The 25821-nt window shown below is 69.1% G+C and carries 24 protein-coding genes and 2 tRNA genes; 11 read left to right on the forward strand and 15 right to left on the reverse strand.

The genetic code is table 11. The annotated features are described in order from the left end of the window. Positions 1 to 27: 27 nt before the first annotated feature. The 5 genes from clpX to CEY15_RS10745 all read right to left on the reverse strand — a co-directional run bounded on the left by clpX (position 28) and on the right by CEY15_RS10745 (position 4577). Positions 28 to 1296 carry an ATP-dependent Clp protease ATP-binding subunit ClpX gene (clpX, locus tag CEY15_RS10725; RefSeq protein WP_095718430.1) on the reverse strand — a complete coding sequence of 423 codons (1269 nt, stop codon included), beginning with the start codon at positions 1294 to 1296 and terminating at the stop codon, positions 28 to 30. 148 nt (positions 1297 to 1444) lie between these two features. Continuing rightward, positions 1445 to 2068, reverse strand: a complete 624-nt coding sequence (locus CEY15_RS10730) for an ATP-dependent Clp protease proteolytic subunit (protein ID WP_095718469.1) — start codon at positions 2066 to 2068, stop codon at positions 1445 to 1447. A 71-nt stretch (positions 2069 to 2139) separates the two neighbouring features. Then, positions 2140 to 2709 (reverse strand): ATP-dependent Clp protease proteolytic subunit, encoded by a 570-nt coding sequence (locus tag CEY15_RS10735; protein ID WP_176475089.1) that lies wholly within the window; start codon positions 2707 to 2709, stop codon positions 2140 to 2142. A gap of 322 nt (positions 2710 to 3031) precedes the next feature. Next, on the reverse strand, positions 3032 to 4450 hold the full coding sequence (tig, locus tag CEY15_RS10740) for a trigger factor (RefSeq protein ID WP_017835696.1): 1419 nt from the start codon (positions 4448 to 4450) through the stop codon (positions 3032 to 3034). Between the two features lie 50 nt (positions 4451 to 4500). After that, positions 4501 to 4577 (reverse strand) — tRNA-Pro (locus CEY15_RS10745). Between the two features lie 197 nt (positions 4578 to 4774). Here CEY15_RS10745 and CEY15_RS10750 point away from each other — a divergent pair. Beyond that, positions 4775 to 4848 (forward strand) — tRNA-Gly (locus tag CEY15_RS10750). Positions 4849 to 5103: 255 nt separating this feature from the next. On the opposite strand, the gene CEY15_RS10755 is transcribed toward CEY15_RS10750, so the two are convergent. Both CEY15_RS10755 and CEY15_RS10760 read right to left on the reverse strand, forming a co-directional pair. Continuing rightward, positions 5104 to 5997, reverse strand: a complete 894-nt coding sequence (locus CEY15_RS10755; RefSeq protein WP_095718432.1) for an Fpg/Nei family DNA glycosylase — start codon at positions 5995 to 5997, stop codon at positions 5104 to 5106. A gap of 6 nt (positions 5998 to 6003) precedes the next feature. Next, complete coding sequence (locus tag CEY15_RS10760) at positions 6004 to 6477, reverse strand: ribose-5-phosphate isomerase (protein WP_095718433.1); 474 nt, start codon at positions 6475 to 6477, stop codon at positions 6004 to 6006. Between the two features lie 78 nt (positions 6478 to 6555). Between CEY15_RS10760 and CEY15_RS10765 the strand changes: the two genes are divergently transcribed. Beyond that, on the forward strand, positions 6556 to 6897 hold the full coding sequence (locus tag CEY15_RS10765) for a DUF1330 domain-containing protein (RefSeq protein ID WP_095718434.1): 342 nt from the start codon (positions 6556 to 6558) through the stop codon (positions 6895 to 6897). A gap of 50 nt (positions 6898 to 6947) precedes the next feature. Here the strand turns inward: CEY15_RS10765 and CEY15_RS10770 are convergent, their stop codons facing one another. Next, positions 6948 to 7472 (reverse strand): GNAT family N-acetyltransferase, encoded by a 525-nt coding sequence (locus CEY15_RS10770; protein WP_245847549.1) that lies wholly within the window; start codon positions 7470 to 7472, stop codon positions 6948 to 6950. 10 nt (positions 7473 to 7482) lie between these two features. Further along, the gene (locus tag CEY15_RS10775) at positions 7483 to 8109 is read right to left on the reverse strand and encodes a DsbA family protein (RefSeq protein WP_095718435.1); all 627 of its coding nucleotides are present in this window, start codon (positions 8107 to 8109) and stop codon (positions 7483 to 7485) included. Between the two features lie 94 nt (positions 8110 to 8203). On the opposite strand from CEY15_RS10775, the gene pepN reads away from it, so the two are divergent. From pepN to CEY15_RS10790, 3 genes are all read left to right on the forward strand, one after another. Then, on the forward strand, positions 8204 to 10798 hold the full coding sequence (gene pepN, locus CEY15_RS10780) for an aminopeptidase N (RefSeq protein WP_095718436.1): 2595 nt from the start codon (positions 8204 to 8206) through the stop codon (positions 10796 to 10798). Positions 10799 to 10996: 198 nt separating this feature from the next. Next, complete coding sequence (locus tag CEY15_RS10785) at positions 10997 to 12142, forward strand: cytochrome P450 (RefSeq protein ID WP_245847550.1); 1146 nt, start codon at positions 10997 to 10999, stop codon at positions 12140 to 12142. A gap of 55 nt (positions 12143 to 12197) precedes the next feature. After that, positions 12198 to 13862 (forward strand): FAD-dependent oxidoreductase, encoded by a 1665-nt coding sequence (locus CEY15_RS10790; RefSeq protein ID WP_095718438.1) that lies wholly within the window; start codon positions 12198 to 12200, stop codon positions 13860 to 13862. Between the two features lie 36 nt (positions 13863 to 13898). On the opposite strand, the gene CEY15_RS10795 is transcribed toward CEY15_RS10790, so the two are convergent. Continuing rightward, positions 13899 to 14537: a TetR/AcrR family transcriptional regulator gene (locus CEY15_RS10795; RefSeq protein WP_095718439.1), complete on the reverse strand. Its 639-nt coding sequence runs from the start codon at positions 14535 to 14537 to the stop codon at positions 13899 to 13901. 123 nt (positions 14538 to 14660) lie between these two features. On the opposite strand from CEY15_RS10795, the gene CEY15_RS10800 reads away from it, so the two are divergent. Genes CEY15_RS10800 through CEY15_RS10810 form a run of 3 tightly spaced genes read left to right on the forward strand, consistent with a single transcriptional unit; the run spans position 14661 to position 18359 of the window. Then, positions 14661 to 15800 carry a VOC family protein gene (locus CEY15_RS10800; RefSeq protein WP_095718440.1) on the forward strand — a complete coding sequence of 380 codons (1140 nt, stop codon included), beginning with the start codon at positions 14661 to 14663 and terminating at the stop codon, positions 15798 to 15800. Then, positions 15797 to 16735, forward strand: a complete 939-nt coding sequence (locus CEY15_RS10805) for a fumarylacetoacetate hydrolase family protein (RefSeq protein WP_095718441.1) — start codon at positions 15797 to 15799, stop codon at positions 16733 to 16735. The genes CEY15_RS10800 and CEY15_RS10805 overlap by 4 nt, the downstream gene beginning before the upstream one ends. A gap of 58 nt (positions 16736 to 16793) precedes the next feature. Next, entirely contained in the window at positions 16794 to 18359 is a 1566-nt protein-coding gene (locus tag CEY15_RS10810; protein WP_095718442.1) for a bifunctional 3-(3-hydroxy-phenyl)propionate/3-hydroxycinnamic acid hydroxylase, read from the forward strand. Between the two features lie 72 nt (positions 18360 to 18431). Here CEY15_RS10810 and CEY15_RS10815 read toward each other — a convergent pair whose 3' ends face one another. Next, entirely contained in the window at positions 18432 to 19250 is an 819-nt protein-coding gene (locus CEY15_RS10815; RefSeq protein ID WP_095718443.1) for a mycofactocin-coupled SDR family oxidoreductase, read from the reverse strand. A 156-nt stretch (positions 19251 to 19406) separates the two neighbouring features. On the opposite strand from CEY15_RS10815, the gene CEY15_RS10820 reads away from it, so the two are divergent. Beyond that, positions 19407 to 19862 carry a hypothetical protein gene (locus tag CEY15_RS10820; protein ID WP_095718444.1) on the forward strand — a complete coding sequence of 152 codons (456 nt, stop codon included), beginning with the start codon at positions 19407 to 19409 and terminating at the stop codon, positions 19860 to 19862. A 109-nt stretch (positions 19863 to 19971) separates the two neighbouring features. Here CEY15_RS10820 and CEY15_RS10825 read toward each other — a convergent pair whose 3' ends face one another. Beyond that, positions 19972 to 20898: an undecaprenyl-diphosphate phosphatase gene (locus tag CEY15_RS10825; protein WP_095718445.1), complete on the reverse strand. Its 927-nt coding sequence runs from the start codon at positions 20896 to 20898 to the stop codon at positions 19972 to 19974. Positions 20899 to 21109: 211 nt separating this feature from the next. Continuing rightward, complete coding sequence (locus CEY15_RS10830; RefSeq protein WP_095718446.1) at positions 21110 to 21721, reverse strand: HNH endonuclease; 612 nt, start codon at positions 21719 to 21721, stop codon at positions 21110 to 21112. A gap of 239 nt (positions 21722 to 21960) precedes the next feature. On the opposite strand from CEY15_RS10830, the gene CEY15_RS10835 reads away from it, so the two are divergent. Both CEY15_RS10835 and CEY15_RS10840 read left to right on the forward strand, forming a co-directional pair. Beyond that, positions 21961 to 22356 (forward strand): globin, encoded by a 396-nt coding sequence (locus tag CEY15_RS10835; RefSeq protein ID WP_095718447.1) that lies wholly within the window; start codon positions 21961 to 21963, stop codon positions 22354 to 22356. A gap of 38 nt (positions 22357 to 22394) precedes the next feature. Beyond that, complete coding sequence (locus CEY15_RS10840; RefSeq protein ID WP_095718448.1) at positions 22395 to 23960, forward strand: glycoside hydrolase family 13 protein; 1566 nt, start codon at positions 22395 to 22397, stop codon at positions 23958 to 23960. On the opposite strand, the gene CEY15_RS10845 is transcribed toward CEY15_RS10840, so the two are convergent. Both CEY15_RS10845 and CEY15_RS10850 read right to left on the reverse strand, forming a co-directional pair. Further along, positions 23957 to 25141 (reverse strand): site-specific DNA-methyltransferase, encoded by a 1185-nt coding sequence (locus CEY15_RS10845; RefSeq protein ID WP_095718449.1) that lies wholly within the window; start codon positions 25139 to 25141, stop codon positions 23957 to 23959. The two genes, CEY15_RS10840 and CEY15_RS10845, sit on opposite strands and share 4 nt — an antisense overlap. Beyond that, positions 25138 to 25821, reverse strand: coding sequence for a hypothetical protein (locus CEY15_RS10850; protein WP_095718471.1), 684 nt, complete (start codon positions 25819 to 25821; stop codon positions 25138 to 25140). Before CEY15_RS10850 ends, CEY15_RS10845 begins: the two co-directional genes overlap by 4 nt.

Here is a 25821-nt window from a genome sequence, read left to right on the forward strand (position 1 = left end):
CGAGCCGGATGCGCCGACCGGAGCAGGTCAGGCCGACTTCTCGCGGGGCTCGGACTCGGAGAACGGGACGATCGTCGGCAGCACGTTGTGGCGCACCGTCTCACCGGTCACCACCACGCGGGCGACGTCATCGCGCCCGGGGATGTCGTACATCACCGGGAGGAGGACCTCCTCCATGATGGCGCGCAGTCCGCGGGCTCCGGTGCCCCGCAGGATCGCCTGGTCGGCCACCGCCTCGAGGGCGTCCTGCGAGAACTCGAGCTCGACGCCGTCCATCTCGAACAGCCGCGCGTACTGCTTGACGAGTGCGTTCTTGGGCTCGCTGAGGATGTTGACCAGCGCCTCGCGGTCGAGGCTCGTCACCGTGGCCACCACCGGGAGTCGACCGATGAACTCCGGGATCAGCCCGTACTTCACGAGGTCCTCCGGCATGACCTCGCTGAAGTTCTCCGTCGTGTCGAGGCTCGCCTTGCTGGCGACCTCGGCGCCGAAGCCCAACCCCTTGCGCCCGACCCGGTCACCGACGAGCTTCTCCAGACCCTGGAACGCCCCGGCGACGATGAACAACACGTTAGACGTGTCGATCTGGATGAACTCCTGGTGCGGGTGCTTGCGACCACCCTGCGGCGGCACCGACGCCTGCGTGCCCTCGAGGATCTTGAGCAGCGCCTGCTGCACGCCTTCGCCGGACACGTCGCGGGTGATCGACGGGTTCTCGGCCTTCCGGGCGATCTTGTCGACCTCGTCGATGTAGATGATGCCCATCTCGGCGCGCTTGGTGTCGTAGTCGGCGGCCTGGATGAGCTTGAGGAGGATGTTCTCCACGTCCTCGCCGACGTATCCCGCCTCGGTCAGCGCGGTGGCGTCGGCGATGGCGAACGGGACGTTGAGCATCTTGGCCAGCGTCTGGGCGAGGTACGTCTTGCCACACCCGGTCGGCCCCAGCATGAGGATGTTGGACTTGGCCAGTTCCACCGCGTCACCGCGGCCGAGCGAGGCCCCCACGCGAATGCGCTTGTAGTGGTTGTAGACGGCCACCGCGAGGTTTCGCTTGGCCGCGTCCTGCCCTACCACGTACTCGTCGAGGAAGGCGTGGATCTCCGCCGGCTTGGGCAGCTCGTCGAGCGCCGATTCCTGCGAGTCCTCGACCTCGGACTCGATGATCTCGTTGCACAGCTCGATGCACTCGTCGCAGATGTAGACCCCGGGGCCGGCGATCAGCTTCTTGACCTGCTTCTGGCTCTTCCCACAGAAAGAACACTTCAACAGGTCGCCGCTCTCGCCCACACGTGCCATGAGTTCTACGTCCTCGCATTCCAGGGGCCCGGATTCACACCCCGTAGTCGACGGTACGCGGCAGGGACGACAATTCCGACCCCTCGCGCGATGAGGTTCATTGGACCTGACGGCGCACCGCTACCCTCCACGGCGCGCCGCCCGGGCGTCAGTTGGTCGTCGACAGTTTGCGGTAGTCGAACACGGTGTCGATGATCCCGTAGTCCTTGGCCTCGGCGGCCGTGAGGATCTTGTCGCGGTCGGTGTCCTTGCGGATCTTGTCCGCCTCGTGACCGGTGTGCCGCGCCAGGGTGGTCTCCATGAGACGACGCATCCGCTCGATCTCCGCTGCCTGGATCTCCAGATCCGATGCCTGCCCCTGGATCCCGCCGGTGGCGGGCTGGTGGATGAGGATGCGGGCGTTGGGCAAGGCGGCCCGCTTGCCCTTGGTGCCCGCCGCGAGCAGGACCGCGGCGGCCGAAGCAGCCTGCCCCAGGCACACCGTCACGATGTCGGGACGCACGTACTGCATCGTGTCGTAGATCGCCATGAGCGAGGTGAACGAGCCGCCGGGCGAGTTGATGTACATCGTGATGTCGCGGTCCGGATCCTGGCCCTCGAGCACCAGGAGCTGGGCCATGATGTCATTCGCCGAGGCATCGTCGACCTGGGTGCCCAGGAAGATGATGCGCTCCTCGAAGAGCTTGTTGTACGGGTTGGACTCCTTGACGCCATAGCTCGAGTGCTCGACGAAGGAGGGAAGGATGTAGCGCGAGGTCGGCAGTGAGGTCATCGGTGACTCCGTGGTGGTGTGCGGGGCGGGCTGGGCTGCGGGAGCGCTCCCGTGGGCGACGGGGTCGATGATCACGACGGGGAGGTCCCTCCGGTCTGGGAGGCGCGCGTGATCACGTGATCGACGAACCCGTACTCCTTGGCCTGCTGCGCGGTGAACCACCGGTCGCGGTCGGAGTCCTCGGTGACCTGCTCGAATGTCTGGCCCGTGTGGTCGGCGATAAGCTCGGCCATCTGCTTCTTGGTCAGGGCGAGCTGCTCGGCCTGGATGGCGATGTCGATGGCCGAGCCGCCGACTCCGCCGGAGGGCTGATGCATCATGATCTTGGCGTGCGGCAGGGCGTAGCGCTTTCCCTTGGTGCCGGCGGCCAGGAGGAACTGGCCCATCGAGGCCGCAAGTCCCATCGCATACGTGGAGACGTCGCACTCTACGAACTGCATGGTGTCGAAAATCGCCATACCCGCGGACACCGAGCCGCCGGGCGAGTTGATGTACATGGCGATGTCGCGGGTGGGGTCCTCCGCCGCGAGCAGCAGGATCTGCGCGCAGAGGCGGTTGGCGATGTCGTCGTCCACCTGGGAACCCAGGAAGATGATCCGTTCCTGCAGGAGACGCTCGTACACCGAGTCGCCGAGGGTCAGCCCATGGGATCCGGGCGAGCTGAGGGCGGGCTGCGTCGAACCGGGCTGTGCCGCTGAACCGTTCTGGGCCACGGGGTACCTACCTTCGCTGGTCGTCTCACCGCTCCCGCGGTGCCCGACCGTCCGGCGGCCGGGTATCCGTTACTCCAAACAGTAACCAACGCCAACGACCGAACCGTCCCGACGGGGCGGGTGTTCGCTCTCAGCGTCGGCGTCCGCAGTCGCCGTCGGCGGGCACCGGGTGCACCGCCACCCCGAACGACGGAGCCGGGGACCACCATGGGGTGGCCCCCGGCTCCGAGGGTGATGCAGGCGAGAACCGTCAGGCGTCGTCGCCCTTGCCGTCGGTGTCCGCGGCGTCGGTGGACTCGACGGCCTCGGCGGTGTCCGCGGCATCGGTGGAGTCGGCGGACTCCTCCTCACGGGACCCGAAGAACTCGGTGGTGTCGACGGAGTTGCCCTCGGTGTCGGTGACGTTCGCCTGGACGATGACGTCGGCCAGCGCCTTGGAACGGCGCACGTCGGAGAACAGCGAGCCCAGCTGGCCGGCCTGCTGGATCTGCTGCACGAACTGGTTCGGGTCCATGCCGTAGCGCTGGGCCTGGAACATGATGTGCTGCGTGAGCTCCTCCTGCGAGACCTCCGTCGAGGCCTGCTCGGCCACGGCGTCCAGCAGGAGCTGGCTACGGATGGCGCGCGCGGCGCCCTCGCGGGTCTCCGCCTCGAAGGTCTCGCGGTCCGTGCCCTCGGCGGCCAGCGCCTGGTCGAGGATCGCCGGGTCCCCACCGAACTGGTCGATGAGCTGGTGCATCTGCGCGTGCGCCTCGGACTCGACGAGGGACTCGGGGGTCGGGATGTCGGTGGCCTCGATCAACGCGTCCAGGACCTTGTCGCGGATCTCGCCCGCGAGGCCGGCCTTGGCCTGCTGCGCCACCTTCTCCGTGAGGTCGGCCTTGAGCTCGTCGAGGGTGTCGAACTCGCTGGCCATCTGGGCGAACTCGTCGTCGGCGTCGGGGAGCTCGCGCTCCTTGACGGACTGGACGGTCACGGTGATGACCGCCTCCTTGCCCGCGTGGTCGCCCGCGACGAGGGACGAGGTGAACTCCTTGGACTCGCCGGCCTTGAGGCCCTCGGCCGCGTCGTCGAGGCCCTCGATGAGCGTGCCGGAACCGAGCTCGTAGGACAGGCCCTCGGTCGAGGCGTCGTCGACGGGTTCACCGTCGACGGTGGCGGCCAGGTCCACCGAGAGGAAGTCGCCCTTCTCGGCACCACGCTCGACGCCCTTGAGGGTGCCGAAGCGGGCGCGGAGGTTGTCGAGCTCCGTCTCCACCGCCGCGTCGTCGGCGGCCGGGGCCTCGACGGTGACCGCCAGCTCCGAGTAGGTGGGCAGGGTGATCTCCGGGCGCACGTCCACCTCGGCGGTGAACTCCACGACGTCGCCGTCCTCGAGCTTCGTCACCTCGATCTCCGGCTGGGCCAGGACCTTGAGGTCGTGCTCGTCGACGGCCTGGCCGTAGCGGGTCGGGATCATGTCGTTGATGACCTGCTCCAGGACCGCCGGGCGACCGATGCGTGCCTCGAGGAGCTTGGCGGGGGCCTTACCCGGACGGAAACCGGCGATGTTGACCTGGCCGGCGAGCGACTTGTAGGCCTTGGCGAAGTCCGGCTCGAGCTCCGCGAACGGCACCTCCACCGTGACCTTGACCCGGGTCGGGTTCAGCTGCTCGACAGTGCTCTTCACGGTGATGATCTCCTAGGAAAGTCGTGTGGGGTTCATGTCTCGGGCTCCGCTGGTCGGGATGACAGGATTCGAACCTGCGACCCTCCGCTCCCAAAGCGGATGCGCTACCAAGCTGCGCCACATCCCGGTGAGTCGCGCGACCGACCGCCCGCGACATACGCGGAGAACCTGCCGGGCCGCCAAACCAACTCGGCCAGTGTACGACAGTGCCGCATCACGGCAGATTCCGCGTTGGCGGGCCGGGAGTTGGGGGTGCCGCACCGGTCCGGTAGTGTGATCACCGCGCGAGCGAACCCCGGGGGGAACTCCAGGTCAGCCGCCGACGCGGGCGTAGCTTAATGGTAAAGCCCCTGCCTTCCAAGCAGGCTACGCGGGTTCGATTCCCGTCGCCCGCTCCACACGACGACCCGCGCCGCCCTCCCGGCGCTCCCGAGGATGGCGTCTCGCAGTAGCGCCTGTTCAATCAGATCCCAGCCGCCCCTCGGCATGGCGTCTCGCGGTAGCGCCTGCTCGATCAGATCCCAGCCGCCCCTCGGCATGGCGTCTCGCAGGCACTTCGGTGCGCGCGAGACGCCGTCGCGACGTGCGGCTGCGAGATGATCGCCCGCTACCCGGCTAACCCGCCCGCCCGCGGCTGCGACGCGGCGACGGGTTCAGCGCGGCCGTCCCGGCTGGCAGGTCGGGCACCAGAAGAGGGTCCGCGCCTCCAACGTCTGCAGGACGATCTCGTCGCGGCACACCCGGCAGGGCCAACCGTCGCGTTGGTAGACGTAGTTGCGCGGTCGGTCGGCGCCGCGTCTGGGCACGTCGCCATGGTCGTGCTCCGGGCGGATCGTGTGGATGGCGCCGGTCGCCACCCCCACCCCCATCAACTGCACCAGGTCGTCCCAGATCGCGCGGAACTCGCCCTCCGTCACCCGCGAACCGGCGCGGAACGGATCGACACCGTGCCGAAACAGCACCTCGGCCCGGTAGACGTTGCCCACCCCGGCCAGCACCTTCTGGTCCATCAGCAGAGCGCCGATCGGTCGCGCGCTGCGGGAGATCCGCGTCCAGGCCCGCTCGGGGTCGGCGTCGGCGTCCAGCGGATCGGGCCCCAGACGGCCTCTGACCTCGACCACCCCCGCCTCGTCGATCACCTCGCACCTGGTGGGCCCGCGGAGGTCCACATAGTGCACCGGCCCGCCTTCCGCTTCCCACTCCACGCCGGCCGCCTCGTCGCGGACTGCCTCGTCACGGACTGCCTCGCCACGGACCGAGCCGACCCGCATCCGCACCTGCCCGACCGGTGTCGGGGGCTCCTCCCCCTGCGGCACCAGGTGCGTGTCGAAGAACCCGTAGAGCCCCAGGTGGACGTGGACCGCCAGGCCGCCCTCGTAGTGGTGGAAGAGGTGCTTGCCGACCGCCGTGGCGCGGTCGAAGTACCGACCGTCGACGACGATGTGGTCGGCGAACCGCCCCTGCGGGCTCGAGACGCGGACGGGCCCGCCTGCGAAGTACTCGGTGTGCAGGCGGGCCAGTCGGTGGAGGGTGTGCCCCTCTGGCACGGGAACTCAGGCGCCGGGGACCGGCGGGGCCTCGTGGGTGCGCTCGTACTCGGCGAGGATGTCGATGCGCCGCTGGTGGCGCTCGGCCTCCGACCAGCTCTGGTCGAGGAACGCGTCGACGATCGCCAGCGCCTCCTCCTGTGAGTGCATGCGCCCGCCGATGCCGATCAGCTGGGCGTTGTTGTGCTCGCGGGCCAGACGAGCGGTCTCGACGCTCCACGCCAGCGCACACCGGGCGCCGGGGACCTTGTTGGCCGCGATCTGCTCGCCGTTGCCGGATCCGCCCAGCACGATGCCGAGACTGCCGGGGTCCGCGACGACCTTGCGAGCCGCGTCAATGCAGAACGCCGGGTAGTCGTCCTCGGCGTCGTAGGTGTGGGCACCGCAGTCAACCACCTCGTGGCCGGAGGCCGTCAGGTGCTCGGCGATGACGTTCTTGGTCTCGAAGCCGGCGTGGTCCGCTCCCAGGTAGATGCGCATGTCGGCGATTCTGCCACGCGGACCCGGCCCTCTCCTCGTCCGCCTTCGGGCCCGGGGATCATTCGCTAGGTTCGAGCTATGACCGCCCCCGCCTACGTGCTCGTCCGGAGCGACGACCTCCAGCTGACCCCAGAGCTCGGCGAGTACGTCCGTTCCGTCGACGCCTCGCTCACGGCATACGGGGCCGAGATCCTCGTCCAGAACCTCCCGGCCCGAGTGCTGGAAGGGTCGTGGGGCGGTTTCGTCACCCTGCTGCGGTTCGCCGATCCCGCGTCCGCCGAGAGATGGTATGACTCCCCCGAGTACAGGGCCGTGCGCCACCTGAGGCAACAATCGTCGACCCCCACGGCGATCATCGTCGAGGGGGTCGCACCGGGACACATATCGGCGGATCTGGCGGACATCTTCGGGCTGCGCTGAGGTGTCTCCCACGGACGATCCGGGCCGTCACCGGCTGGCCATCGGGGCTCTCACCGGCTCAGCGAGACCACCATCGTCCCCGGGGACGCGGCGTCCACGTCGACGAAGCCCATGTCGGCATATAGCCTCCTGGCGGGATTCCCCGCCTCGACGCTGAGGGACACCCGATCCAGACCCCGGTCCCGCGCGGCCTGCAAGGCTTCCCCGAGGAGCAGGGTTCCGACGCCTCTTCCGCGATACCCCGGCCAGACGCAGACGCTGAGCTCGGGAATCTCGTCCGCCACGTAGCCGTAACCGGGATCAGTGGCGTCGAGGAACAGCAACCACACCACCCCGACCGGGCGACCGGACATCTCGGCCACCACCCCGAAGTCGCCTCGGTCGGGCCTGAGCGCGGTGTAGTGGGCCAGCGCGGGATCGGCCGCTACGTCGGACACGGTGACCCGCTCTCCACCCGTCCAGTTGACGTTGAGCAGGGTGGCGTGAGCCAGGAGTTCGACATCGTCCGTCCCCAGTGGCCGGAGGTCCGCCACTCCTTCCGGGTCCACGAGGTCTGCCGTCGATCCGCCCGCCATCGCTACCGCGTCAGTCGAACTGCGGGGCCTCGGTGCGGCTGCGCTTGAGCTCGAAGAAGTAGGGATATCCGGCGAGCAGGGCGGCGCCGTCGAAGACCTTCCCGGCGTCCTCGCCGCGCGGGATCCGAGTGAGGACGGGCCCGAAGAATGCCACGCCGTCAACGTGAACGACCGGGGTGCCGACCTCGTCGCCCACCGGGTCCATGCCGCGGTGGTGCGAGGCGCGCAACTCGTCGTCGTACTCATCCGTCGCCGCCGCGGCGGCGAGGCCCGCGTCCAGTCCGGCGGCCTGAAGCGCCTCGGTGATCACGGTGGGGTCCTCGATCCCCCGGCCCTGGTCGTGGATGCGGGTGCCGAGCTCGGTGTACAGCCTGCCCAGGACCTCCTGGCCGTGACGCTGTGCGGCGGCGATCGCCACGCGGACCGGGCCCCAGCCCCGGGTCATCAGCGCGGAGTACTCCTCGGGCAGGTCCCGGCCGTCGTTGAGGACGGACAGGCTCATCACGTTCCAGGTCAGATCGATGTCGCGGACCTTCTCCACCTCGAGGATCCAGCGGCTGGTGACCCACGCGAAGGGGCACAGGGGGTCGAACCAGAAGTCGACGGAACGGCGAGCGGTGGAATCGGAAGATGTCATGGCCCCATCCTCCTCGTCAGGGTCCCCGACTGCCACCCCGCCCCGGGTGGTAGGACTGGGGCCACCACCCCCGCCAGGAACCGAGGACCTCCCGATGCGCTCGCTCAATCTCACCCGTTCCGACGCCGCCGCCAGGGCGGAGCTGCTCGACGTGGACACCTACGAGGTGGACCTGGACCTCACCGACGGCTCCGGTGGGCCGGGATCCGGGACGTTCCGGTCCCGCACGGTCGTCCGGTTCACCTGCTCCCGCCCCGGGGCCCAGACGTTCATCGACCTGAGGTCGGCGCGGATCCGATCGGCGACGTTGAACGGACAGACCCTGGAGACCGGGCGCTATGACGACGAGGTGGGGCTGACGCTGCCCGACCTGCAGGAGACCAACGAGCTCGTCGTGGACGCCGATCTGGCCTACACCTCGACCGGAGAGGGCCTGCACCGCATGGTCGATCCCGTGGACGGGGAGGTCTATCTCTACACGCAGTTCCAGACCGCCGACGCCAAGCGGGTGTTCGCCTGCTTCGACCAGCCCGACCTCAAGGCGCGCTACACGCTGACCGTCACGGCTCCCGCCGCCTGGGTCGTGGTGGCCAACACCCCGGCCGCCGAGTCCCCGGGCGAGTCGGGGGCGGTCGTTCATCGGTTCGAGCAGACGGAGGTCCTCTCGACCTACCTGGTGGCCCTGATCGCCGGCCCGTACCACGTGGCGGAGGACTCCTACACGGACGAGCACGGGACCATCCCTCTACGACTGTTGTGTCGCCGGTCGCTCGCCGAGCACCTCGACGCCGACCGGCTGTTCGCCGAGACCAAGGAGGGCTTCGGGTTCTACCACCGCGAGTTCGGCATGCCGTACGCCTTCGGCAAGTACGACCAGATCTTCGTTCCCGAGTTCAACGCGGGCGCCATGGAGAACGCCGGGGCGGTGACCTTCCTCGAGGACTACGTCTTCCGCTCCCGCGTCACCGGTTACCGCTACGAACGCCGCAACGAGACGATCCTGCACGAGATGGCCCACATGTGGTTCGGCGACCTGGTGACCATGCGGTGGTGGGACGACCTGTGGCTCAACGAGTCGTTCGCGACCTTCGCCTCGGTCCTCGCCCAGGTCGACGTCACGCAGTACACCGACGCGTGGACCACCTTCGCCAACGTGGAGAAGGCGTGGGCGTACCGGCAGGACCAACTGCCCTCGACCCACCCCGTCGCAGCCGACATGACGGACCTGGAGACGGTCGAGGCGAACTTCGACGGGATCACCTACGCCAAGGGCGCGTCCGTGCTCAAGCAGCTGGTGGCGTACGTGGGGCGCGAGCCGTTCCTGGCGGGTCTGCGCGCCTACTTCTCCGAGCACGCCTTCGGCAACGCCGAGTTCGACGATCTCCTCCGCGCCCTCGAGGCGTCATCCGGTCGCGACCTGTCCGACTGGGCCGCCCAGTGGTTGCGGACGACCGGCATCAACCCGATCTCCGTGGAGGTGAGCACCCCCGCCGACGCCCCGGGGACGATCTCCGAACTGACCGTCGTCCAGGGGCCGGCCGCCCCCGGGGCCGGGGAACTGCGCACGCACCGCCTCGGGGTGGGTCTCTACAGCCGTGACGACTCGGGGGCTCTGGTCCGGACCGCGTTCGCAGAGTTGGACGTCGACGCCGAGCGCACGACCGTCCCGGACATGGCCGGGCTCCCCCTGCCGGAGCTGATCCTGCCCAACGACGCAGACCTGACGTACTGCTCGGTGCGGCTCGACGAGCGCTCGCTCGACACAGTCCTGCGCTCGATCGAGGACGTGACGGATTCGCTCGCCCGCACCCTGTGCTGGTCCGCGCTGTGGGAGATGACCCGCGAGGCCCGGATGCCGGCTCGACGGTTCGTCGAGGTGGTCACCCGCGCGGCCCCGCGAGAGCCCCACATCGGAGTGGTCCAGCGCGTGCTCGCCCAGGCGCAGACCGCGCTGGCGAGGTACGCCGACCCGGACTGGGCGGCCGCCACCGGCTGGCCCGAGTTCTCCGCCGCGATGCTCACGGCGGCCCGGGACGCGGAGGCGGGATCCGACCACCAGCTGGCATTCCTCACCGCGCTGTGCAGTTGCCCGGTGGGTGCCGACGAGGCGCGCGTTCTCGCGTGCCTCCTCGACGCGGGCCCGGACGAGGCGGGCCTGCCCGGCGTGACCCTGGACACCGACCTCCGGTGGACCGTCCTCACCGCGCTCGTGGCCGCCGGCGCGGAGACCACCGACCGGATCGACGAGGAGCTGGCGGCCGATGACACCGCCGGAGGCGCCCGGCGGGCGGCCACCGCCCGCGCCGCCAGGCCCACCGTCGGCGCCAAGGAAGAGGCCGAGACGCTGCTCACCGCCACCGGGGACGACGCACCGAGCAACGCGCTGGTGCGTGCCACCCTGCTGGGCGTCGACCTGCCGGGCCAGGAGCACCTGCTCACCGGCCTCTGCGAGCGCTACCTGGACGACGTGACCGCACTGTGGAAGGCACGCTCCGGCGACCTGGCCAAGACCGTCGCCGCCGGGTTGTTCCCCGCGTGGTCGGTGGACGCCGAGACCGTGGCCCGCTTCGACGCCGTGATCGCGGACGCCTCATACCCGGCCGGCCTGCGCCGGATCCTCGCCGAGCAGAACGCGGACCTCACCCGCGCTCTCGAGGCCCGCGCCGTGGATGCGGCGGCCGCCGGCTGAGCCGGGGACCAACAGCTGAGGTCGAGGCGGCGCCCCGATGTCATGGCTTGACCTGCACCCCATCTTGGAGTGATGATTTCGTCAGTAATGACGGAATCGACTCGCGGCACGCATGCCAGTGCGACTCGCGACACCAGGACGGGGCCGATGACGGATCGACGCACTGCACACCGGACGGCCACACACCGCGGGGCGCCGGTGGTTGACGTCGATCTGTACGGCGATGAGGTGATCGACAGACCGCACGAGGTGTATAGCCGAATCCGGGACGCGGGCCCCGTCGTCTGGCTCCCGCGTCATCGGATGTTCGCGGTCGGCCGGTTCGACGACGTGCGGCTGGCCCTGCGCGACGACGCGACTTTCCGCAGTGGCAGAGGCGTGGCCGCCAACCCGGTCGCCAACACTCTCGGGCACTACACCACGCTCGCGAGTGACGACGCCACGCACATGAACCGCCGGATGATCCTCATGCAATCGCTGACCTCGCGGGCGATACGCCCCTCGCTGCCCACGCTCGAGAAGGAGGCCGCGGATACCGTCGACCGACTGTTGGCGCAAGATCACTTCGACGGCATCGCGGATTTCGCGACCCGCCTGCCGGTGCAGGCGGTCGCCGAACTGGTCGGTGTAAAAGTGACCCCGGAGCAGATGCTGAACTGGGGCCAGTCGACGTTCGACGGGCTCGGTTCGGCGAATCGGCGAGCGCGGGGCTCCCTACGCGGATCGCTCGGCTTGTTCCTCTACACGTTGGCGGTCGGCCGCCGGAACGTGACACCCGGCGGGTGGGCGTCGACGGTCCTTGATGCCGCGGACCGGGGAGAGATCGGTCGAGTCGAGGCCAAGAACATGATCATCGACTTCGTTGCACCGAGTCTGGACACCACGATCCTGTCGACCGGCCAACTTCTCTGGAGCCTGGGGACGACTCCCGGGCTGTGGGAACGGCTGCGACGGGACCCGGACCTGATCCCGACCGCGGTGGTGGAGGCAGTGCGGATTGCCTCACCGGTACGGTCGTTCACTCGATCCGTCGCAGCGCATACCGAGTTCGGTGGGGTCCAGCTGCGCCCGAGGGACCGTGTCGCGGTGGTGTTCGCCGCCGCGAACAGCGACGAGCGGCACTTCCACCACCCCGAGAGATTCTCGCTGGAGTGGCGAGGGAGCAATGTCGGATGGGGGCACGGCGTGCACACCTGCGTCGGCATGCAACTGGCGAAGTTGGAGATGCAGACCTTGCTGCGGGCGATGGTCGCGCGCGTCTCGTCCATCGAGGTCAGCGAACCCGAATTGCTGCGCAACAACTGCCTTCAGGGCTTCGAGTCCTTCCGGGCCTCGTTCCGCTGAGTGAACGCCGTCCGCCACCAGCGGGCGGTTCGTGACGATCCAAGGAGGATCCCCGGTGGCCCATGTCATCACGCGGCCGTGCTGTAACGACGCGAGCTGCGTCACGGTCTGCCCGGTGAACTGCATTCATCCCACACCCGGGACACCCGACTTCGCTCGGGCGGAGATGCTACATATCGACCCGGTCGCCTGCATCGACTGCGGGGCGTGCGTGGACGAGTGTCCCGTCGACGCCATCGTCCCGGACGACCTCCTGCCGCCGGACTCAGTCTTCCCCGAGATGAACGCCGACTATTTTGAGGGACGCGAGGTCGTCCGATCATGGACCCCGCCTCGCCCCGCACGCGCCTCCGGCCCCGGCGCCCTCCGGGTGGCGGTCATCGGAGCCGGGCCGGCAGCCTTCTATACGTCGGGCGAACTGTTGCGGCACAGCGGCGTCACGGTCGACATGTTCGACCGCCTCCCCACCCCCTATGGTCTGGTGCGCGCTGGTGTCGCCCCGGATCACGCAGCGACCAAGGGCGTCGAGCGGACGTTCTCGGCAACCGCCTCTCGCGAGGCGTTCCGGTACTTCCTCAACGTCGAGGTGGGAGTCGACGTCACTTTGGACGAACTCCGCGCCAGGTATCACGCGGTGATCGTCGCCACCGGGGCGGCCGCTGATCGTTCTCTGAACATATCCGGCGAGGACCTACCCGGATCACTCGCCGCCACGAGTTTCGTGGCCTGGTACAACGGCCACCCTGACCATGCCGACGACGCCATCGACCTCAGCGGCGAGTCCGTCGTCATCGTGGGCAACGGCAACGTGGCCCTCGATGCGGCACGGATCCTCGTGACAGACCCTGATGAGCTGGCGCGCACCGATATCGCCGATCACGCGCTCCGGGCTCTTCGAGAATCGCAGGTGCGACAGGTGACGATCCTGGGTAGACGCGGTCCGGCTCACGCCGCGTACACCAACTCCGAATTCCAGGCATTCGCCTCGCTCTCCGGCGTGGACGTGGTCGTGGACCCGGCTGACCTCGTTCTCGACCCCCAGACCCACCGGGACGAGCAGGCGCGAACGCTCGACCCGACGACCGCCACCAAGTTGAGCCTCGCCCGCCGCTACGCGGCCCGCCCGCCGACGGGTGCGGCACGCACGGTCGCGTTCCGCTACCTGTCCTCCCCCGCTGCCATCCTCGGTGACCACAACGGCGTGTCAGGAGTGCGGGTCTCGCGCATGGCGTACAGCACCGACGGCACCGGTCGCGTCGTCCCGACAGGACCGGAGACGACCGAACCCGCGTCCATGGTGATCCGGTCGATCGGGTATCGCGCAGATCCATTTCCCGGCCTTCCGTTCGACACCGGCGCAAGCGTCATCCCCAACGAAGGCGGTCGCGTCACCGAGGACGGATCCCCGATTGTCGGCGTCTACGTCGCAGGGTGGATCAAGCGCGGCGCGCGGGGCGGGATCGGCACCAACAGGCAATGCGGTCTTCAGACCGCCGGGGCCGTCATCGCCGATTGGACTCACGATCGCCTTCCGCCGCCGGCGATCGATGACGACGACATCGGCGCTCTCATCGGCGAGCGCCATGGCCACCGGGTCGACGCGGCCGGATGGGCCGCGATCGACGACCACGAAAGGGCGGCCGGGCGGGCCGACGGTCGCCGCCGACACAAACTGGTGTCGATCGACGAGATGGTGCAGGTCGCAGCCACCGCTATCTGACAAACCCGGACGCCACGCCCGGGATGGCCAGCGAGATCAGTCCCAGGCCGGCAGTGGTAGAGAAATGAGCGCTGCAGCCTCGTCCTCACTGACGCCCAACGCACGCAGAACATGAGCCGTCACGGTATCGGTCGTGGCCCCGTCGTCCCGCGCGGGCTGATCGTGGAGCAGCAGCGCCAGCGTCAAGGTCGCCCCAGCGACGACGGCCAGCGCCGCGTCGATATCGGTGGCGACGAACCGTCCGGCAGAGATCGCCGCCTCGACATCACGACGAGCGCGGGGTAGCAGTCCCGAGTCGTCCGCGGAGAGTACCGACAGTCCGTAGTTGACGACGACTCTGCTCAACTCGGGATACCTGCGGTGCAGCCGGCCGGTCAGGCGGAAGCTCTGGGTGAACGCCTGCGCCGGATCGTCCACGCCGTCGGTGAGGTCGTCCAGCAGTTCGCCGTGGTCCTCGACGACGGCCAGCACCGCCGCCTCGAACAGCTCTTCCTTGGTCGAGAAGTGGTTGTAGAACGAGCCGTTGCCGACATCGGCCAGCGACGTGATGTCGAGCACCGAGACCGCGGTCCGCCCCTGCGCCATGAGCTGCTGGGCGGCACCGATGAGGGACCGCCGGGTCTGGGCTTTGCGCCTCTGGGCCCGCGTGAGAGTGCCCGGATCAGCCTGGGCCATCGCAATCTCCTTTCACGACGGCTCACATGGTCCCATACCCAACAATGACGAAATCGCCAGATGACTTGACTGACGCATGCGGCGCATATGACGATATCGTCAATCAATACGACGGGAGCCGAGATGACGGTCAGCCACGACGTGCACGAGGGGCTGCACGCCGACGAGGGCGCCCTGCCCGGCGAGCACCCCGGACGCCGGACGAACCCGGTGGTGAAGGTCCACGACATCGCCTGGCTGGAGTTCGACAAGCCCGATCTCACGCGCACCGCGGCGTTCGCGGTGGACTTCGGTTTCACTCCCACCTTCCAGACACCCGATGAGCTGCATCTCCGGGGCGCCCTGCCGGGACCGCCCTGCGTCATCGTCCGTCGCGCCCCGCGCACCGCCTTCACCGCCGCGGCCTTCCGCGCGGCCGACTCCGCCGACGTCCACACTCTGGCCTCGGAGTGGGGGCGACCAGTGGAGCCTCTCGGCGACGCGCTGGGCGGGCACGCGGTGACCACCCGGGATCCGAGCGGATGTCGCGTTCGAGTGGTCTCGGGAGTGACCGAATGGCCTGCGCTGCCCCTGCAGAGGGTGCGCAACCCGTTCAACTTCGAGGCCCACCGCACCCGGGTCAACAGCACCCAACGGCCCCCGCGCGCGCCTGCACTCGTCGAGAGGCTCGGCCACGTGGTGCTCTCGTCGACGCGCTACCTGGCGTCACTCAACTGGTACCTGCACAACCTGGGAATGATCGTCAGCGACTTCCTCTACTACCCGGGACAGCGTGAACGCGGGCCCGTGATGAGCTTCATCCGGTGTGACCGTGGCGGCGAGGTGGCCGACCACCACACCCTGGCCCTGACACTCGGCCCCGCCGACCGCTACGTCCATTCCGCGTATCAGGTCTGCGATCTCGACGCCCTGGCCGCCGGCAGCGAGTATCTACTCGACCGGGGATACGACCACTCGTGGGGCCTGGGTCGCCACATCCAGGGCAGCCAGCTCTTCGACTACTGGCGCGATCCGGATGGGTTCCTGGTGGAGCACTTCACCGACGGGGACCACTTCGACAGCACTGTCGCCGCCGGGTGGGCCCCGATGACGGCCTCAGGTCTCAACCAGTGGGGCCCGCCGGCCACCGCAGACTTCCTGGGCATCAAGCCCGGCCGCGCCGCACTGCGCGAGTTCACCTCGATCCTCACGTCACTGCGCGAGTCCGACAACGAGTTCGACGTCCAACGCCTCTTCGGCCTGATGAAAGTAGCCCGCACATGAGCCTGTCCGTCCTCCGTACCGCCGACGCGTGGTGGGTGCTGGTGCCCGCCGGTGCCCGTCGCGTCGACACCCGTGCGACCACTACCGCCGAGCTGATCGCGGACCGAGAGTCCGTCGTCCGGGCCACGACCGACGACGGCGAGACCGTGGACCCGTCGAGTCTGGCCCTGCAGTCGCCGGTCACCGCGCCCTGCCGCGTGATCGCGCAGATGACCAACTACGTCTCACACGTCCGCGATTCCGGCATGAACCCCGACAAGGTCCCACTGACGTTCTTCCGCAAGGCCTCGGGGTCGATCGTCGGACCGAACGACGACATCATCAAACCCGCCCACGTACAACTGCTGGACTACGAGGTCGAGATCGGTGTGGTCTTCGGTCGCAGCCTGCCGGTCGGCACCAGCATCGACGACGAGACCCTCGCCGACGCCGTGGCCGGCCTAGTGATCACCAACGACGTGTCAGCGCGCGACGTCCAGCTGCCCAAGACGCAGTTCTACGAGGCAAAGTCCTACCCCAGCTTCACCCCAGTCGGCCCCGTCCTGGTACTGCTGGAACCCGGCGAGTGGGAGAAGTTCTCCACGCTCACCCTTGAGCTGCGGGTGAACGGGGCGACACGGCAGAACAGCACCGTCGCCGACATGATCTACAGCCCACTGCAGGCAGTGCGGACCTTGAACAGATTCCAGCGCGTCGACGCCGGAGACCTGCTGCTGACCGGCACCCCCGGAGGAACCGCGCTCACCGCACCCGCGAAACCGATCGAGATGATCGGGGCACTGCTCCCGCCGCACCTGAAGTGGAAGGCGTTCTTCAAGCGCCAGGCCGGCAACCCCAAGTACCTACAGGACGGCGACATCGTGGAGACGTCGGTCCGCGCAGGCGACGGAACTCTCGACCTGGGCATGCAGCGCAACGTGGTGCGCTACGCATGATCCCCGCCACCCCGACGATGCGAATCGCTGGCGGCGCTAAGGAGCGGGAGAGAACTCGATGAGCTACGGCACCGATCCTGTCCTCATCGTCGGCGCCGGACCGACCGGACTCACCGCAGCGGCGCTGCTGGCCGACCTCGGGGTGCCGTCGATTCTTCTCGAGCGGTGGGAGGGCATCTTCCCGCAACCGCGTGCGGTGCACCTCGACGACGAGGTGTGCCGGATCATCGCCCGACTCGGTCTCGCCCCGGAGTTCGCGGAAATCTCCCGCCCCGCACTGGGCTTGCGTCTGGTCACGTCCTCGTTGCAGGTCATCGCCGAGTTCCCCCGCGAACCGGGCGCGGGCCCGAACGGTTTTCCGGCCGCCTCCATGTTCGACCAGCCACGCCTCGAGGCACTCCTGCGCACCGCCGTGGCCCGGCGCGCGGAATCCATCACCTTCCGCTCAGGGGTCGAGGTGAGCGGGATCGATCAATCCGGAACAGGGGTCACGGTCTCGGCGACCGACCGCGACACGGGTGAGCCGATCACGTTCCGGGGGAGCTACCTACTCGGGTGCGACGGCGCCGGCAGCATCACCCGCTCGTCGATCTCGGCCGGGTGGCGGGACCTCGGATTCAGTCAGCGGTGGCTCGTCATCGACGTCGCGACGTCGGCCGATCTACGCCAGTGGGACGGGGTGGCGCAGGTCTGCGACACCCACAGAGCGGCCACCTACATGCGCATCGGCGAGACCCGCTACCGGTGGGAGTTCCAGCTACTCGACCACGAGACCGTTGAGGACTACAGCGACATCGACGCGGTGGTGCCGCTGCTGCGGCCCTGGCTCGCAGGCGTGGAGGCGGCAGACCTCGAGTTGGTCCGATCAGCTGAGTACACATTCCAGGCCCGGGTTGCCCAGCGATGGCGTGACCGCCGGATCTTCCTCCTCGGTGATGCCGCACATCTGACGCCACCGTTCATCGGCCAAGGCATGGGCGCGGGCCTGCGCGACGCCGCGAACCTCAGCTGGAAGCTCGCCGCCGTCCTGAGGGACGGAGCATCGTCGTCGACGCTCGACTCCTACGGGCAGGAGCGCATCCCGCACTGCACCGGTCTCATCCGTCTCGCGATGGCGACGGGCGCCGCCATGACCGGCGGCGGGCACGGTGGTGATGTCCTGCGCCGGACGATAGCGCCCATTCTCGCGGCGGTTCCGCGTGTGGCGACGAGACTGACCGACAGTACGACCCCCGCACTCCGGCCGTCCCACTACATCAGGCGCGGGGCGCTGGGCTCCGTTGCTCCCCCGTGGGTGACGGCCCCGGGCGCCTCTCGGCTGGCCGGGCGCCTCGTGCCCAACGCCGTGGTGTCCGACGTCGGCCGCCGCCTCGACGACTCCACGGCCGGCTTCCGGGTCCTCACCGTGGACACCCCCACCCCCGAGCAGGACTTCGAGATCACACGCCGGGGTGGAACCCCCGTCGTCGTCGCGCCAGCCAGTCCCCTCGGAGAGTGGTTGCGCGCCCACCGCGCACGAGCGGCGGTCGTGCGCCCCGACGCGACGGTGATGGCCGCGGGACGCTCGATCGCGGAGGTGTACACCCTGGTCCCCGGATTCGCGTCCGCCGAAATCGGCCAGTAGCACCTGGCGCTGAGGGCGACCGAGATAAGCAGCCCGGCCTCGGCGCCGCGATCACGGCGGCTGGGCAGCACGTCAGAAGTACTGGGAGCCGCCGTCGATGCTGATGTGCTCGGCGGTGATGAACTTCGACTCGTCCGAAGCGAGGAATGCCACGACGTTCGAGATCTCCTCGGGCTCGGCGTAGGTCTGCTCGAGGAATGTCGTGCCCATCAGGTTGAGCGGAGGGTTGGTCTCGCCCACGGCTTCCAGTTGGCTCACCATGCCCCCGCCGCCCATGGGGGTGGCCACCCCACCCGGGTGGACGCTGTTGACCCGTACGTTCTTGGGTCCGAGCTCCGCGGCGAAGGCGCGGGTCATGCCGACCAGGGCGTGCTTGGAGGTGGTGTAGTGCACCATGAACGGCTGGATCTTCTTGCCCGCGTACGAGCTGGTGAGGATGAGCGACCCGCCGCCTGCGGCGATCACGTGATGCGCTGTGGCCATGATGGTGTTCCACACGCCGGTGGTGTTGATCTCGAGCGTCGTCCCGAAGGTCTCCGGGGTGATCGAATCCCACGCCTGCGGGATGCAGATGCCGGCGTTGGCCACCACCACATCCAGGCGTCCGAGTTCCGCCACGCCGTCGTCGACGATCTTCTTCATGCCGTCGAGATCGCGAACATCGCCGACCGACAGCAGTGCCCGGCGCCCCTGCGCCTCCACCAGACGGCGCGTCTCCTCCAGGTCCTGCGGAGTGGCCGCGTCGTACGGGATCGCCTCGATGGTCGGGCCCGCGATGTCGAGACCGATGATGTCGGCGCCCTCGGAGGCGAGCCGGACCGCGTGGGTCCTGCCCTGGCCCCGAGCCACGCCGGTGATGAATGCGACTTTGCCTTCTAGGCGTCCCGTCATGATCAGGCTCCCTGCGCCGGTGTGACCCCAGAGTATCCGCAATTCTGCCACCTGGTGACAAATCAACGAACTAGTCCGCGAGCCGACTAATTCCGCGGCTATGGGCGGGCACGTAGGTTGAGTTCACGGGCCGGCGGGGCAAGGGGGCGGTGAGAGGTGGAGGACTGGGAGTCCGTCTACGAGACGGGCGGCTATAAGCGGGTCATTCGGTTCTTCCCGGATTACGGCCGTGAGCACCCGCTGTGGGAGAGCGGGACCGACAAGTACGCGATGGATCCGGAGGACTACGGGCTCTCGGACTCGCTCGCGCGCCGGTTGGCGCAGTGGATGAGGCACTGGGAGGCCAACGTCATCCCCGAGACGGGGTGGGCATCCGCCGAAGCGGCGGCAGAATCCGAACGCGTCGGGGATGCGCTGGTCGCCGATCTGCAAGTCGAGGTATCCGGCTTCGCCGACGTTCGCGACGAACGCATACGAACGTGCGCCTCCCCTGGCTCGGCAGACGCGCGCGAATCCACAGCCCATCGCAGCTTCCCGGACCACACACTCTCGAGTCCCGGTTCGGCCACGTCCAGCTCGGGGGTCAGGCCCGTGCCGGGGGCGAGCCCGTGATTTCGGGTCGAGCGGCCCGGTCGCTGGCGTGGGGTGCCGGCGTGGGGTGCCGCCATGTGCTCCCGACTTCCTCGCCGGATCAGCCCCCCCCGAGCAGACGCACGGAGGCTTACCGCTGATGGAGGGCGAGCTGATCTTGATCCAGCGGCAGCTGATCTACTGGCGGGGCGTCGCTGAAGTCCGGCTGGGTGATCAGGACGAACAGCGCCAGACCCACCACGTACACCGCGAAGACCCGGAAATGCCCTCGATAGAGCAGCCGGAGCACCAACCACAGTGCCCCCGCACCGACGACGGCGGCCACCACGAATCCCAGAAGGTAGTCCTGCCACCCCAGGAACAACTCGCTCTCGAAACTGGCGGGATCGAGCAGGCTCAGCGACTGCACCCCGGTGGCGGCGACGATCGTGGGTATGGCGACGAAGAAGCTGAACTTCGCTGCCAGTGGCCGGTGCATGCCCAGCGCCAGGGCCGCAGCGATGGTCAGCCCTGACCGGCTCAGGCCGGGGAAGAGCGCCGCCGCCTGGGCCACACCGATCACCACGCCGACCAGCACCGTCATCTGGGTGGCACCGCGCCAGGTGGTCTTGACCGAGTCCGTCCACCAGAGCACCGCGCCGGTGATCAGCAGCATCAGCGCCACAGCCCACGGGGTGACAAAGACGTCGGTGCCGTAGGCGCGGATGAACAGCCCCAGGACCCCGGTGATCGCCGTGGTCAGCAGACCCAGCAGCGCGAGCCGCAGATGGATGAGGTGACGCAGCGTGCGCCTGCGACGCCACAGCCCCAGTTCGCGCCAGATGCCGTTGACCAGGCGCGTCAACGGTCGCCACATCACCACGACGACGGAGACCATCGTGCCGAGGTGCACCACCAGGTTGTAGAGGATCATCTCCGGGGTGTCCGGCGCGGGCAGGGGTGACCCTTCGGCCGCCAGCCACTGCTGCACCAGCACCAAGTGGCTGGACGAGCTCACCGGGATGAACATGAACAGTCCCTGGATCGCTCCCAGGAGGACCGATTCCCACAAACTCATCGAGCGTGATGCTCCGCCGTCGTCCCGACCGACCGGATACCGATGAGCGCGTTGTCGGCGATAGGTGGAGAATCAGGCATACCTCACACCGTAACCACCAGCGGGTCCCGTCGAGGAACAGGGACGCAGCGGAAACCCCACGCCGCTGGCGCCCTTCGCAGTCGTCGACGAGACCTCGGTGGCCGGGCCTGCGGAAACGCGCCGATAGGCCTCAGGCGGCGTCGAGGTACAGGTAGTCCTCCCAGTACGGGCCGATCTCGCGCAGTTGGGAGACGAGCCGCCACGTCCGGCCCCTCGGCGCCACCAGCGGTACCCGAAGCTCCCATCCCAGCTCGGAGAGGAGCTTGTCCGCTTTGCGGTGGTTGCAGGGCGCGCAGGAGGCCACACAGTTCTCCCACTCGTGTGCGCCCCCGCGGCTGCGCGGGATCACGTGGTCGATGGTGGTCGCGCGGGCGTTGCAGTACCCGCACCGGTGGGAGTCGCGGTGCATCAGGGCGGCCCGCGTCATGGGCACCTGCGCGCGGTACGGGATGCGGACGTACTCGCGGAGCATGATCACCGAGGGCACGCGGACGGCCGTGTCGACCGATCGGACCAGGATCTCGTCCGGGTGGTCATGGACCACCACCGCTTTGCCACCGAGAAGCATCACCACGGCGCGACGAGCGGACAGGGCGGTGAGGGCCTCATAACCGGCGTTGAGCAGGAGGACCCGCGGGGCGGCGGTCAGCGGGATGTGCGGGTCGGGGACGCGTCCGAGTCGAACGGGGGCTCGTGACCCCGGTTGTCGGTACTCCGAATTCTCGCGCACAGCTGTGCCCATGGTCGGTCTCCACTCGTCTGTCCGAGCCCAGTCCACCATCGGCGACCGGGCCCGTAGTGAACCTCGCCTGCAACGATGATGCACCCTCGGTGAACAGTTCGTGTGCTATCACCGCGGACAGGTCAACCGTGTCGCCCGCGTCTCCCCCGGCGACCGGAGACAACGCGTGGTGGGGACGCGTGGTGGGGACGGGTGGTGGGATCGGTCCCCCTGGCCGATCCCACGGGCATGATGGGGGCATGAGCGGCACTACCTTCTACGACGAGATCGGCGGCGCGGAGACCTTCCGGTCGCTGGTCCACGAGTTCTACCTGCGGGTCGCGGACGACCCGGTGCTGCGGCCGCTGTATCCGGAGGAGGACCTGGGTCCGGCCGAGGACCGCATGCGGATGTTCCTCGAGCAGTACTGGGGTGGCCCCACCATCTACTCGGAGCAGCGCGGGCACCCCCGCCTCCGGATGCGCCACAACCCGTTCCGTGTCGACCGGGCGGCGCACGACGCCTGGCTCACTCACATGCTCGCCGCGGTGGACACGATCGACCGCGAGACCCTGGACGACGAGCACCGGGCGGCGATGGTCGAGTACTTCACCCGCGCCGCCGCGATGATGGTCAACACCCCGGAGGACATGTGACGGCGTCCCCGGCTCATTCCACGCGGCCCTGGGAGGACATGGTCCTCTACCAGATCTATCCGCGCTCCTTCGCCGACGCCGACGGGGACGGCTACGGCGACCTGCAGGGGGTGATCGACCACGTCGGCTACCTGGAACTGCTGGGAGTAGACGGGGTGTGGCTGTCCCCCATCATGCGGTCCCCCGGCGCCGACCACGGCTACGACGTCTCGGACCCGCGGGACGTCGACCCCCTGTTCGGTGACGTCGAGACGCTGCGGCGACTGGTCGAGGAGCTGCACGCCGCGCAGATGGTCCTGATCATGGATCTGGTGCCCAATCACACGAGCGTCGAACACGCATGGTTCGCCGCCGCGGTGGAGGCCGGCCCGGGCAGTCCGGAACGCGAGCGCTACTTCTTCCGCGACGGCCTCGGTGACGACGGCTCCCGGCCACCCAACAACTGGCCCTCGGTGTTCGGCGGGCCGGCCTGGACGCGCATCACGGAGGCGGACGGGACGCCCGGGCAGTGGTACCTGCATCTCTTCGCACCCGAGCAGCCGGACCTGGACTGGTCGCACCCCGACGTGGGCGACGACCTCGAGCGGACGCTGCGCTTCTGGCTCGACCTGGGGGTCGACGGGTTCCGGATCGACGTGGCGCACGGTCTGGCCAAGCCGGACGACCTGGCCGACCTGCCTGACGACGTGGAGATCGCCCAACTCGTCGTCGACGAGCGCGATGCGCGGTGGGACCGGCCCGGCGTCCACGACGTCCACCGGCGGATTCGCGCGGTCGTCGACGAGTACCCGGGCGCGGCGACCTTCGGCGAGGTGTGGGTGGGCCCGGCCGACCGGTTCGCGCGGTACCTGCGCCCCGACGAGCTACATTTCGCGTTCCACTTCCCGCTCACCGGCGCACCCTTCGAGGCCGGCGCCGTCCGCGAGGCCATCGAGGCCACGCTCGAGGCCTCCCGCATCGCCGACTCGGCCCCCACCTGGGCGTTGTCCAACCACGACGTCGTGCGAGAGGTGACCCGCTACGGCAACGGCGCCCTCGGCACCGCCCGGGCCCGGGCGATGCTGCTGGTGGAACTGGCCCTGCCGGGGATCACCTTTATCTACGAGGGGTCCGAACTGGGGCTGCCGAGCGACTTCTCGATCCCCCACGACCGGTTGACCGACCCCACCTGGGAACGCAGCGGCCACGCGGAGATGGGGCGCGACCACTGCCGCGTCCCCATGCCGTGGGAGGGCACCCAGCCGCCCTACGGTTTCTCGACCGCCGATCGGACCTGGCTCCCGATGCCGGGCGACTGGGGTCCCCTGACGGTGGAGGCCCAGCTCGAGGACGCGGACTCCACCCTGTCGTTGTACCGGGCCGCCATCGAGACCGGGCGGTCCTGGCGGGGTCCGCGCACCGCGTCGGTCGAGTGGTACGGCGCGCCGTCCGGGTGCCTGGCGTTCCGCCGCGACAACGGCGTGGTGTGCGCACTCAACACCTCCGAGCGATCGGTACCGCTCCCCGAGGGCGAGGTCATCCTCGCCTCCGGACCCCTCGACCCGCACACCGGGGCAGGTGAGATCCTGCCGCCGGACACCGCGGTGTGGATGCGACCCCGCTAGAGGACGCGCAACCGCGGCAGGATCACGTCGCGGACAGTGTCGGGGTTGCGCTCCACCACCACCCAGCGACGTCCCAGGTCGCGGGCCGCCACGGCGGTGGTCCCGGAGCCGGCGAACAGGTCCACCACCAGGTCGTCCGCCTCGGTCGCCAGTTCCACGATCCGCCGCATCAGCGCCTCGGGCTTGGGCGTACGGAACCCGTCGACCCCCGCGCTGCGCAGTTCTGCGCGGGCGGTGTCGGTGGACCCGACCTCCTGGGACAGCCAGATGGTCCTGAGCTTCTTGATGCGGCCCGCCTCGTGCCGGTCTCGTTGGTACACGTCGACCCGCGGCCCGGCCCGGCCGCGCACCGTCCGACACACCAACTCGCCGCCGCGCTCCCTCGCGCGGTCGCGTGACCAGCGCCAGACGGCCGGGCTGAGATCTCCGAACACCGGGAGGATCTCGGTGAGCCCGGGCGCGGGATCCACGGAGACCTCGCCGGTCTCGGGGTCTCCGTAGAGCGGGTAGGTCATGGTGGGCGTCGTGCGCGGGTTGAACCTCTTGTTGGTGTTGCGCAACGGCAGTAACCGGTAGGTGACCCCGTCCTCGGCGGTGTGCGGGAAGTCGGAGGGGTCGACCGCGGAGGCTACCCCGCCGGCCAGGCGGACGCGCTCGGGGTTCCGCGCGTACACCATGAGCCGGTCGTGGGAGCCGGCGAAGAACCTGTCGAGCTGACGCCCCTTGGGGTTGCTCTCCACGGTGAGGTCGGCGATGAAGGCGTCCGGGCCGAACACCTCGTCGAGCACGCAGCGGACGCGGTGGGCCTCCGCGTCGTCAAGGTGCACCCACACGGTGCCGGTGTCCGCGAGGAGTTCGCGGGCCACCACCAGTCGGCGCTCGATGTATCCCAGCCAGCGGTGACGGGGCATGTTGTCGTGGTACCCGTCGAAGCTGCCGCCGCGGTTGTAGGGCGGGTCGAGGTACACCAGCTGCGCCGCACGTGTGGCCTGCAGACCGAACCCGTCCAGCACGTCACCGACCTCGGCGATCCTGCCCCCGTCACCGCACAGGACGACCCCGGTGACCTGTCCCCCGGCGTCAGGCAGCGCCGCGGCGAGCTCGGGCGCCGGCCCGTGTTCTCCCGGGATCTCGGCCTCGCCCCTCCCGGGCCAGGAGACCGAGAACCCCGGGGACGTCATCGCGGTTCGAGGGTGAGCGCGTCGGTCCGGCGGTAGGCCGTGCCGTAGCGGGCGTCCAGGCGTAACCACGCGCCGCGTTCACTCACCCGGACCGGTTCGCCCTCCGGGGCGCGGCCGGCCCGCTCGGGAACGAAACCGCACATCACCATGGAGAACACGGTCCGCATGTCCACCGCCACGGGGCTGTCGGTGTCCGCGCGGACGGTGAGCACGTCCTGGTCCAGCAAGGAGGGCGGCAGACCGGCCGGCCCCGCGTTCTCCCGGGCCGCATCGCGCCCGGACTCGGTCAGATCGAGCAACACCTGCGCGGGGACCGCCTCGACCACCTGGAAACCGTCGATCGGCGGGAGCAACCCCTGCCAGGAGGAGGTGAGGGGCATCCCCGGATCGACGCGTCCCTCGGCGTCGCCGCGCGGCAGGAGATCCAACTCGGTGAGCAGGTGGTCGGCTCCACACACCACGTCGCCACGCGGGCAGTGTCCACCGACCGCGCGGACCACCAGGGCGCCGAAGGGCGTCCGGGACCACACGCGCATCCTGCCGTCGTCACCGCTGGTCAACCGGACCACCGCCGCCTCGTCGAGGCGCAGTAGTCGGCGCAGGAGCGTCCGCATGTCGTCCCTGTCGGCGGGGTCGGGGACCGCGATCGTCTCGCCCCCTGCGCCGCCGGCCACCGGCAT

Source organism: Dietzia natronolimnaea (genome assembly GCF_002289575.1).
GTDB lineage: Bacteria > Actinomycetota > Actinomycetes > Mycobacteriales > Mycobacteriaceae > Dietzia > Dietzia natronolimnaea_A.

Coding starts and splice junctions, on each gene's coding strand:
- CEY15_RS10835 (WP_095718447.1), top strand. CDS start 21,961: ATGAGCGGCACTACCTTCTACGACGAGATCGGCGGCGCGGAGACCTTC.
- CEY15_RS10845 (WP_095718449.1), bottom strand. CDS start 25,141: ATGACGTCCCCGGGGTTCTCGGTCTCCTGGCCCGGGAGGGGCGAGGCC.
- CEY15_RS10760 (WP_095718433.1), bottom strand. CDS start 6,477: ATGCGCATCTACCTGGGAGCGGACCACGCCGGCTTCGAGACCAAGAAC.
- CEY15_RS10840 (WP_095718448.1), top strand. CDS start 22,395: ATGGTCCTCTACCAGATCTATCCGCGCTCCTTCGCCGACGCCGACGGG.
- CEY15_RS10775 (WP_095718435.1), bottom strand. CDS start 8,109: ATGACATCTTCCGATTCCACCGCTCGCCGTTCCGTCGACTTCTGGTTC.
- CEY15_RS10765 (WP_095718434.1), top strand. CDS start 6,556: ATGACCGCCCCCGCCTACGTGCTCGTCCGGAGCGACGACCTCCAGCTG.
- CEY15_RS10805 (WP_095718441.1), top strand. CDS start 15,797: ATGAGCCTGTCCGTCCTCCGTACCGCCGACGCGTGGTGGGTGCTGGTG.
- CEY15_RS10850 (WP_095718471.1), bottom strand. CDS start 25,821: ATGCCGGTGGCCGGCGGCGCAGGGGGCGAGACGATCGCGGTCCCCGAC.
- CEY15_RS10815 (WP_095718443.1), bottom strand. CDS start 19,250: ATGACGGGACGCCTAGAAGGCAAAGTCGCATTCATCACCGGCGTGGCT.
- CEY15_RS10830 (WP_095718446.1), bottom strand. CDS start 21,721: ATGGGCACAGCTGTGCGCGAGAATTCGGAGTACCGACAACCGGGGTCA.
- CEY15_RS10800 (WP_095718440.1), top strand. CDS start 14,661: ATGACGGTCAGCCACGACGTGCACGAGGGGCTGCACGCCGACGAGGGC.
- pepN (WP_095718436.1), top strand. CDS start 8,204: ATGCGCTCGCTCAATCTCACCCGTTCCGACGCCGCCGCCAGGGCGGAG.
- CEY15_RS10770 (WP_245847549.1), bottom strand. CDS start 7,472: ATGGCGGGCGGATCGACGGCAGACCTCGTGGACCCGGAAGGAGTGGCG.
- CEY15_RS10810 (WP_095718442.1), top strand. CDS start 16,794: ATGAGCTACGGCACCGATCCTGTCCTCATCGTCGGCGCCGGACCGACC.
- CEY15_RS10825 (WP_095718445.1), bottom strand. CDS start 20,898: ATGAGTTTGTGGGAATCGGTCCTCCTGGGAGCGATCCAGGGACTGTTC.
- CEY15_RS10795 (WP_095718439.1), bottom strand. CDS start 14,537: ATGGCCCAGGCTGATCCGGGCACTCTCACGCGGGCCCAGAGGCGCAAA.
- clpX (WP_095718430.1), bottom strand. CDS start 1,296: ATGGCACGTGTGGGCGAGAGCGGCGACCTGTTGAAGTGTTCTTTCTGT.
- CEY15_RS10730 (WP_095718469.1), bottom strand. CDS start 2,068: ATGACCTCACTGCCGACCTCGCGCTACATCCTTCCCTCCTTCGTCGAG.